At 69.4% G+C, this 9121-nt stretch carries 9 protein-coding genes; 4 read left to right on the top strand and 5 right to left on the bottom strand.

Going from position 1 to position 9121, the window contains the following annotated elements; all coding sequences use genetic code 11:
• Window positions 1–124 precede the first annotated feature (124 nt).
• From NLI01S_RS22050 to NLI01S_RS22035, 4 genes are all read right to left on the bottom strand, one after another.
• Window positions 125–1171: a peptidoglycan DD-metalloendopeptidase family protein gene (locus NLI01S_RS22050; RefSeq protein ID WP_067607811.1), complete on the bottom strand. Its 1047-nt coding sequence runs from the start codon at window positions 1169–1171 to the stop codon at window positions 125–127.
• A gap of 111 nt (window positions 1172–1282) precedes the next feature.
• Window positions 1283–1873, bottom strand: a complete 591-nt coding sequence (locus tag NLI01S_RS22045) for a methylated-DNA--[protein]-cysteine S-methyltransferase (RefSeq protein WP_067607808.1) — start codon at window positions 1871–1873, stop codon at window positions 1283–1285.
• Complete coding sequence (locus NLI01S_RS22040; protein WP_067607805.1) at window positions 1870–3357, bottom strand: AlkA N-terminal domain-containing protein; 1488 nt, start codon at window positions 3355–3357, stop codon at window positions 1870–1872. The genes NLI01S_RS22045 and NLI01S_RS22040 overlap by 4 nt, the downstream gene beginning before the upstream one ends.
• A gap of 66 nt (window positions 3358–3423) precedes the next feature.
• Window positions 3424–3714, bottom strand: a complete 291-nt coding sequence (locus NLI01S_RS22035; protein WP_067607820.1) for a hypothetical protein — start codon at window positions 3712–3714, stop codon at window positions 3424–3426.
• A gap of 146 nt (window positions 3715–3860) precedes the next feature.
• Between NLI01S_RS22035 and NLI01S_RS22030 the strand changes: the two genes are divergently transcribed.
• The 3 genes from NLI01S_RS22030 (at window position 3861) to sucD (ending at window position 6703) form a co-directional block, all read left to right on the top strand.
• On the top strand, window positions 3861–4271 hold the full coding sequence (locus NLI01S_RS22030; protein ID WP_067607802.1) for a cobalamin B12-binding domain-containing protein: 411 nt from the start codon (window positions 3861–3863) through the stop codon (window positions 4269–4271).
• A gap of 357 nt (window positions 4272–4628) precedes the next feature.
• The gene (gene sucC, locus NLI01S_RS22025) at window positions 4629–5810 is read left to right on the top strand and encodes an ADP-forming succinate--CoA ligase subunit beta (RefSeq protein ID WP_067607799.1); all 1182 of its coding nucleotides are present in this window, start codon (window positions 4629–4631) and stop codon (window positions 5808–5810) included.
• A 14-nt stretch (window positions 5811–5824) separates the two neighbouring features.
• Window positions 5825–6703 (top strand): succinate--CoA ligase subunit alpha, encoded by an 879-nt coding sequence (sucD, locus tag NLI01S_RS22020; protein WP_067607796.1) that lies wholly within the window; start codon window positions 5825–5827, stop codon window positions 6701–6703.
• A gap of 93 nt (window positions 6704–6796) precedes the next feature.
• On the opposite strand, the gene NLI01S_RS22015 is transcribed toward sucD, so the two are convergent.
• A complete protein-coding gene (locus NLI01S_RS22015; protein ID WP_084392797.1) occupies window positions 6797–7303 on the bottom strand; it encodes a DUF1707 SHOCT-like domain-containing protein in 507 nt (168 codons plus the stop codon).
• 138 nt (window positions 7304–7441) lie between these two features.
• Between NLI01S_RS22015 and NLI01S_RS22010 the strand changes: the two genes are divergently transcribed.
• Entirely contained in the window at window positions 7442–9100 is a 1659-nt protein-coding gene (locus tag NLI01S_RS22010; protein WP_067607790.1) for a cell division protein PerM, read from the top strand.
• Window positions 9101–9121 lie beyond the last annotated feature (21 nt).

Genomic DNA, 9121 nt, shown 5'->3' with positions numbered 1-9121 from the left:
TTTTTTTGTTGGTCGCCGAGCAGGGGCAGGGGCCTCGTCTTCGCGACGGGCCCCCGCCCCGGTGTTCGTCGGTCCCCTGGTACCTCGGCGCCTACCGCGCCCCGGTACTCGGAGAAGGCCCGGTCTAGAAGCCGTAGTTGTACATCGAGCCGCCCGGGTAGACGGTGCCGACGCCGTCCCGGTAGGCGTAGCCACCGTAGGCCGCGCCCTCGACGAAGGTCCAGCCGCCCAGGGTCAGACCGTTCAGGGCGACGTACCAACCGGCGGCGTTCGGATCGGTGTAGCCGCGCAGCGCGAAGTGGATGTGGGCCCCGGTGGTCGAGCCTCCGGCGCAGAGGCTGTTGCCCTGGGTGCCGAGGTAGTGGCCGTTGCCGACGTCGTTACCGGGCAGCCACTGGTAGTCCTCCAGGTGGTAGTAGTCCGTGGAGTAGCCGTTGTCGTGGATGACCCGGGTCCAGCCGGTGCACAGCGAGTAGGCGTAGCCGCCTCGGGCCGCGCGGGCCTGGCCGTTGCCTCCGGCGAAGTCAACGGAGCTGTACGGCGGGCCGGAGCTGAAACCGTGCGGTCCGCCGGTCATCACCATCGACGTGCCGACCGAGAACGGGAGTCCTACCCCGGTGTAGGCCATGGGGGAGAGCTGGTCGGGGTCGGTGGACGCGGAGACGGTCTCGCGCTCGTCGGTGTCCATGAGCGAGGACTCGGCGAGGATCGCGGAGAACTCCTCGGTGCCCTCCAACCCCACCGTCCAGGCGGTGTCGTCGAGCTCCGCGGCGAACAGCCAGGCGTAGGGGTCCTCTTCGGCGCCCATCGGGGCGGTCACGATGGCGACGCCGAACGCGGCGCCCTCGGTGGCCTCTCGGATGTCGACGCGGACGTCGCGCTCCTGGTCTGCCAGGGCGGACAGCCCGGTGTCGCGTTCGGCCAGGACGTCGTCGATGACGGCGTCGGCGAGAGCGTCCTCGGCGGACTCGGAGGTGGTGCTCAGGGTACGGGGCAGGTCCAGGGTCTCGGCGTGTTCGACGATGATCTCGACGTTGTCCGCCGTGCTGTGCGAGGGAGCGGACGGTTGGGCCGAGACCGGGGTGGAGGCACCCATGAGCAGGGCGGCGGACATGGTGACCGCGAGCGCGCCAACGGGCAGGAACCGGGGGGCGGGGATGGGCAGTGCCAACGCTTCTCCTGGGGGAGTCGAGTAGCGAACGGGGAATGACACCACAACCTTGATGTGGCTACCGCAGAGTAAGCACGCCCCGATCCCCGATCAAGGGGGGTAACGAAACTTTCATACGCGATTACGGTTTTCGAGGTTCAAAAGTTTCTTCTTGCGCTCCAGTCCTCCCGCGTACCCCGTCAGTGAACCGTTCGCGCCGATCACCCGGTGACAGGGGACGATGACGCTGATCGGGTTGCGCCCGTTCGCCGCTCCCACGGCGCGCGACGCGGTGGGTCGCCCCAGTTCATCGGCGAGCTCCCCGTACCCGGCCGTCTCCCCGTACGGAATGGTGGTCAGGGCCCGCCACACCCGCAACTGCCAGGGGGTACCGACGGGTGCCAACGGCAGGTCGAACTCGCGTAGTTCACCCGCGAAGTAGGCGGCCAGCTGCCGTTTCACCTCGGTGAACGGAGCCGGGTCCGCCAGCCACCTCTCGCCGATGTGGTGTGGCGACCCGTCCTTGGGCGGGGTCGACACCCCGGCCAAGGCCTCACCGTCGCCGAACAGCAGGAGTTCCCCCAACGGCGAGTCCACCGTCGTGTACCTGGTCGAGCCCGGTATCGGTTCGCGGAACCGTACCGAGGTCACCCTGGGCGGGGCCGCCGGTTCGGTGGCCTCGGGCAGGTCCAGCGGTAGTGCGTCCTGGTCGGTGTAGGTCATCGTCCTCGCCTCTCTTGGTGTTCGTCATGGTCCAAAGACGCCCACAACAGGTGGGTCGCGTAGGAACGCCAGGGGCTCCAGGCCAGTGCTCCGCGTGCGGCCGCCGCGGGGGTGGCCGGCAACGCCGCCCTCTCCAGGGCCTTCTTGACCCCCAGGTCCGTCCCAAGGAAAACGTCCGGGTCGCCCAGACCTCGCATACGCACGTACCGGGCGGTCCACGGACCGATGCCGCGTAACTCCACCAGCCTCCGCTCCGCCTCGTCCCGGTCGCAGCCGGGTCCGAGGTCGACCCGACCGTCGGCCAACGCCGCGGCCACCCCCACCAGCGCGCGACCGCGGGCCACCGGGATCGACATCGCGGTCGGGTCCGCCGAGGCGAGCGCGGCGGGTGTCGGGAACGTGTGGGTGAGGGCGCCGTCGGGCCGTTCCAAGGGCTCTCCGAACCGTTCGACCAGCCGGCCCGCCAGGGTACGCGCGGCCCTCACCGACACCTGTTGGCCCAGGACGGCCCGCACCGTGAGTTCGGCGGGGTCCACGTGACCGGGGGCGCGCACGCCGGGACGTTCGCGCAGTACCGGCCCCAAGAGGGGGTCGGGCCCGAGGACCTCGGCGACGGCTTCGGGGTCGGCGTCCAGGTCGAGCAGGCTGCGACAGCGGCGGACCGCCCCGCCCAGGTCGCGTGGTTCGGTCAGCCGCAATCGGCACAGCACGTGCCGGCCCGGGGCGTTCGACCCGTTCGCCGGGGACAGTTCCACGATCCCGGGTCCGTTCGCCAATCCGAGGGTGCGCCGGTACGTCCCGTCGAAGTACTCCTCGACCCCGGGTACCGCGCGTTCCCCGAGGAAGGCGAGCATCCCGGGCAGGTCGATCCGTCCCCGGTAGGGAAGCCGCAGCGTGATGGTGCCCGAGCCGGTCGCGACGGCGCCGCGGTCGGCGTCCTCGCGCATCCGGCCGGGGGAGCGGTCGTAGATCGCCCGCATGGTCTCGTTGAACTGGCGGACGCTGGCGAAGCCCGCGGCGAACGCGGTGTCGGCCATGGGCAGGTCGGTGGTCTCCACCAGGATCCGTGCGGTGTGCGCCCGTTCGGTGCGGGCCAGCGCCAGCGGCCCCGCGCCGACCTCGGTGGTGAGCAAACGGTTGAGCTGACGTTCGCTGTACCCCAGTGAGGCGGCCACGGCGCTCACCCCGCCGCGGTCCACGGCCCCGTCGTTGATGAGACGCATCGCCCGCCCGACCACGTCGGCCCGTACGTTCCACTCGGCGGAGCCGGGCACGGTGTCGGGGCGGCAGCGTTTGCAGGCGCGGTACCCGGATTCCTGGGCGGCCGCGGCGGAACGGTAGAACCGGACGTTCTCCCGTCGGGGGGTGACCGCCGGGCAGCTCGGGCGGCAGTAGATACCGGTGGTCCGCACGGCGGTGTAGAAGACCCCGTCGAAGCGGGAGTCCCTGCTGCGGACCGCTCTGTAGCGCTGGTCGTCGTCCATCACCTCTCCATGTTCACCGACCGGGAGTTCAGAGGCCGGCGGTTTTCGGACATGGAGGTGAGGGAGCTATTCCTCCTCGTTCTCGTTGTCGACCAGGTACTGGACGTAGACCGGGCGCAGCGCCTCCTGGAGTTCGGGGTCGTCCTCCGCGGACAGCGCCTCGAAGAACAGCCCGGAGGCCTGGGCGACGCTCGCCTGGCTGGATTCCATGTGTCCCGCGGCGGCCTCACCCGCGGGAATGAGGCCCAGCAGTTTCCAGAAGAACCGCAGGTCCCACCGTTTCCGTGCCAGTTCCACGGCGCGTTCACGCAGGTCATCGGTGCTGATGTGCTCGAAGCCGGTGGTGTTGTCTGCCATGGTCGGAAGATACCCGACACCCGGACCGGGCATCCCCGGGTGAGCTGCGTTACTCTTCACACGAGTTCATCATCTCCTCCCCGGCGTCCGGGGGGACCCTCACAAGGGGTGCCGGGCGGGCGGGGAAACGTCGTGAGGGGTACGCCATGGCCGAGTCCGCCGCGCGGGTCGTCGTCGCCAAGCCGGGTCTGGACGGACACGACCGAGGGGTCAAGATCGTCGCCCGGGTGCTGAGGGACGCCGGGGTGGAGGTCATCTACATGGGCCTGCGCCAGACCCCGGAGATGATCGTGTCCGCCGCGCTCCAGGAGGACGCGGACGCCATCGGCCTTTCGGTGCTCTCGGGCGCCCACATGACGATGTTCGGTCGGGTCATGGAGCTCCTGCGGGAGAACGACGCCACCGACATCAGGGTGTTCGGCGGTGGCATCATCCCCGATTCGGACGTCGCGGAGTTGGAGTCGATGGGGGTCGCCCGAATCTTCACGCCGGGTGCGCCGACGGCGGACATCGCCGACTGGGTGCGGGAGAACATCCGCCCGGAGCACGCCGCCTGACCCACGCCCGACCGACCCCGAGCCGTGATGTTCCTCGCATCGTGGGCCGTGGGATCGGTGTTAGCGGCCGTGTCTCTGGTCACAGATTTTCCCACGTGGGAACCGTGCTACTACCGCGCGAGCGGCTTTCCGGGATGGCTCCGAGGGGTCAACGCGGCCCCGATGGCCGGCGGCCGGATTCGGGGCGACTAAGCTTTGCGCATGTCGCGGGTGGCAACGCCGCGGCGATCATCGGTCTCCGTAGGCGGCTCGGCCCCCAGCGGGGTTCGCGTCGTGTGACACCAGTGCGTCACCGCCGATCCGGACACGCCACCCCCGGTACACACTTGAGCCAGCGATTTACAAGGACGGACCCTCGTGGACCTGTTCGAATACCAGGCGAAGGAACTCTTCGCAGAGTACGGAGTCCCCGTACCCCAGGGAAAGGTGGCGAGCACGGCCGCTGAGGCACGTGCCATCGCTGATGAGTTCGCCGCCGCGGGCAAGCCCCGTGTCGTCGTGAAGGCCCAGGTCAAGACCGGTGGCCGCGGTAAGGCCGGCGGTGTGAAGGTCGCCGACGGCCCCGAGGACGCTCAGGCCAAGGCCGAGCAGATCCTCGGCATGGACATCAAGGGCCACACGGTCCACCGTGTCCTGGTCGAAGAGGCGAGTGACATCGCGGAGGAGTACTACTTCTCCTTCCTCCTGGACCGCGCCAACCGTGACTTCCTCGCCATCTGCTCCAAAGAGGGCGGCATGGAGATCGAGGAGGTCGCCGAGACCAACCCCGACGCCGTCGCGAAGATCTCGATCGACGCCCTCAAGGGTGCCCCGGCCGATGTCGCCGCGGAGATCGTGAAGGCGGGCAAGCTGCCCGAGGCCGCTGTCGCGGGTGCCACGGAGATCATCACCAAGCTCTGGGACGCCTTCGTCGGCAAGGACGCCACCCTCGCGGAGGTGAACCCGCTCATCCTGACCAAGGACGGCCGGGTCGTCGCCCTCGACGGCAAGGTGACCCTGGACGAGAACGCCGAGTTCCGCCAGGACCTGGAGAGCCTGACCTTCGCCGAGGAGGGTGACCCGCTCGAGGTCGCCGCCAAGGCCAAGGGCCTCAACTACGTCAAGCTCGAAGGCGAGGTCGGCATCATCGGTAACGGTGCCGGTCTGGTCATGTCGACCCTGGACGTGGTCGCCTACGCCGGTGAGAACCACGGTGGCGTCAAGCCCGCCAACTTCCTCGACATCGGTGGTGGCGCCTCGGCCGAGGTCATGGCCAACGGCCTGGAGATCATCCTGGGCGACCCCGCGGTCAAGAGCGTGTTCGTCAACGTCTTCGGTGGCATCACCGCCTGTGACGCCGTCGCGAACGGCATCGTGCAGGCGCTGGAGCTGCTGGAGGGCCGCGGCGACGACGTGTCCAAGCCGCTGGTGGTGCGCCTGGACGGCAACAACGCCGAACTGGGCCGACAGATCCTGGACGAGCGTGCCCACCCGGCGGTTCGTCGGGTCGACACGATGGACGGCGCCGCCGCTCAGGCCGCCGAGCTCGCGGCGAAGTAGGGGACGAATTCACCATGGCTATCTTCCTGACCAAGGACAGCAAGGTGCTGGTCCAGGGCATGACCGGCTCTGAGGGCACCAAGCACACCCGCCGGATGCTCGCTTCCGGCACCAACATCGTCGGCGGCGTGAACCCGCGCAAGGCCGGCCAGAAGGTCGACTTCGACGGCACCGAGGTTCCGGTCTTCGGCTCCGTGGCCGAGGGCATGGAGGCCACTGGCGCCGACGTCACCGTGATCTTCGTTCCGCCGAAGTTCACCAAGGACGCGGTCGTCGAGGCCATCGACGCCGAGATCGGTCTGGCCGTCGTGATCACCGAGGGCATCCCGGTCCACGACACCGCCGCCTTCTGGGCCCACGCGGGCGCCAAGGGCAACAAGACCCGCGTCATCGGCCCGAACTGCCCCGGTCTCATCACCCCGGGTCAGTCGAACGCCGGCATCATCCCGGCCGACATCACCAAGCCGGGCCGCATCGGCCTGGTGTCGAAGTCGGGCACGCTCACGTACCAGATGATGTACGAGCTGCGCGACATCGGCTTCTCGACCGCCGTCGGCATCGGTGGCGACCCGATCATCGGCACCACGCACATCGACGCCCTGGCGGCCTTCGAGGCCGACCCGGACACCGACGTGATCGTGATGATCGGTGAGATCGGTGGCGACGCCGAGGAGCGCGCCGCGGCCTACATCAAGGAGAACGTGACCAAGCCGGTCGTCGGCTACGTCGCGGGCTTCACCGCCCCGGAGGGCAAGACCATGGGCCACGCCGGCGCCATCGTCTCCGGTTCCTCCGGTACGGCCGCCGCCAAGAAGGAGGCCCTCGAGGCCGCGGGCGTCAAGGTCGGCAAGACTCCGACCGAGACCGCCGAGCTGGCTCGCGAGCTCTTCTAGGTCTTCTCGAAGAATCGACGGCTCCGCCCCGCCACCGGGTTTCCCGGTCGGTGGGGCGGAGCCGTTTCGTGTGCGGGGCGGACCCCTGCGGACCTACTCTTCGATCCCGGGCGGTCCGTCCGACCTCTTGCGGATGCCCTGGACGGTCGCGACGGTGACCGCGGGCACCATGAACAGCAGCAGGAAGATCAGCCATCCGATGAGGGAGCTCGTACCTCCGTAGGCGATGGCGGGGATCCCCCAGATGACGAAGATGACGCCGCCCCAGATGACCAACCCGTTGACGTTGGGGCCGTCCTTCTCGCCCTTCTTCTCCTCCGTCTCGGCCACCTCGGCCACGTCGCCCTCGGGGCGCGGCGCGGGGGCCGGAGCCGTCTCCTTCGGTCCGTCGATGGCGCTGGGTCGGAGCGCGCCGGGTAGGTCGTCGAAGAGCGGGACCAGGTCGGTGTTGGTGACCGCGTGCAGGGTCTCGTTGGTGCGCCGCTCGTGTTCGTCCAGGTCCAACCGCCCGTCCTGTAGCGCCGTGCGCAGTCGGTCCAGGGCCTCGTCGCGTTCGGAGTCCGAGAGACGGTAGGGGTGGTCCGGGGCGGGCTCTGACATCATCGTCCTTCGAGCGGGGAGGGGGCTCATGATCTTACGACGTATCTCGTTCGTTCCCCGTTCCCGGCTCCTGACGCGGACACGACACGCGCGAGCCGGATGCCGCGGAGCATTCCGGTCCCTGGCAGCATAAGTCGGGTGAGTACGCCAGCATCACCCCCCGACAAAGGGCGCCCGTCCAAGTCCGGCTCCGCGCCCGCGGCCTCCACGGCTCCGGGCGCGCCCCGCCCGGTCTACTCGACCGGTGGGATCGCCGCCGCGTCGGCCGCCGGCATCGGCCTGGCGGTGATCGTCACCTTCACCATGGTCGGTTGGGTGGCGGCACCGCACGACACCTTCGGCGAGGACATCGCCGACCTGCTGCGCAGCGCGGTCCTGGCCTGGTTGGTGGGCCACCACGTGTCCTTCACCATCTTGGAGGGACAGATCAGTCTGCTGCCGATGGGATTGGTGCTGCTGCCCGGGATGCTGCTGTACCGGTTCGGTCGGTGGTTGGCCCGCAACTGCGAGATCGAACGGCTGCGGCACGTGCACCGGGCGGCCCTGGCGATCGCGGGTCCCTACGCGGCGATCGCGGGCACGCTCGCGTTGCTGGCGCACACGGACGCGGTGGAACCGAGCATGCCGCGAGCGTTGCTGATGGGGTTCGTGATCGCGTTCTCGGCCGGTGGTCTGGGGGTGCTGCGCCAGCTCATGAGGGACAAGGGCGTGGCCGCGGGCGACCTGCTCGACCTGATGCCGGCCCGTAGCCGTTCGCTGCTGGTGGGGATGTTGGCGTCCTCGGGGACCCTGCTCGCCGGCGGTCTGCTGTTGTTCCTGGCGGCGTTGGCGATGAGCTACGACGAGGTGCTGGCGGTCACCGCCTCCCTCGCCCCCGGCCTGGTCGGGGGTCTGCTGTTGTTCATCGTCCAGCTGGCCTACCTGCCCAACGCGGTGATCTTCGCGGTCTGTTACGCGCTCGGCCCGGGCTTCGCGGTGGGAGCCGAGACGCTGGTGGCGCCGACGGGTGTTTCGGTGGGGCCACTGCCCGCGTTGCCGATGCTCGCCGCGTTGCCGTCCAACGGCGCGGCCCCGATGTTGTCCTTGGTGGCTTTGGTGGTGCCGTTCGTGGCGGGGGCGCTCGGCGGTGTGGTGACCCAACGCCACGCCCCGGACGTGGTGAGCGAGGCGGCGCCGCTGTGGGGGTTCGTGTGCGGGGTGACCACGGGGATCCTGTGCGCGGCTCTGGCCGGTGCCGCCGGTGGTTCGTTGGGCACTCAGCGCCTGGCGGAGGTGGGTCCTTCGGCCTGGCAGGTGGGGTTGGTAGCCGCCTTGGAGGTGGGGGTGGCCGCGGCGGTGGCGGCGTGGATCGCCAACTGGTGGTACACGCGCAGGCTGAATCGTTCGGTGGTCGCCCGCCGGGTGGAGGCCAAGGCCGAACGCGCTCCAGAACCATCGATGCCGGTGGTGGAACTGCCCCATGACGTGCCCAGCGGTAAGGGGCTGGCGACGGTCACCCCGTTGCGACCCCGCGAGGAGGAGTCCGAGGCCACCGAGGCCGGTGAGGTTGTCGAGCCCACCATCGCCGAACGTCGCGAGGAACTGAAGAGGGTACGTAAGGCCCGTCGCGCCGACCGTTCCACCGAGCGGCGGGCGCGCAAGGACGCCCGCAGGGAACTGCGCGAACAACGTCGCGCGGAGAAGGAGTCGCGGTCGTGGTGGCGGCGCGGCGGTGACGTGGAGGAGGAGGTCTCCGAGGAGGAGCTGTACGGCATCACCTACGAGGCCTCTTCGGAGGAACTCGACCGACGAGACTGAGCATGAGGGAGATCCAGGAAC

Origin of the sequence: Nocardiopsis listeri NBRC 13360 (assembly GCF_001570765.1) — a bacterium.
In the GTDB taxonomy this organism is placed as follows: domain Bacteria; phylum Actinomycetota; class Actinomycetes; order Streptosporangiales; family Streptosporangiaceae; genus Nocardiopsis; species Nocardiopsis listeri.
The sequence above is the reverse complement of the archived record's forward strand: the minus strand, read 5'-3'. Positions and strand labels throughout refer to the sequence as shown.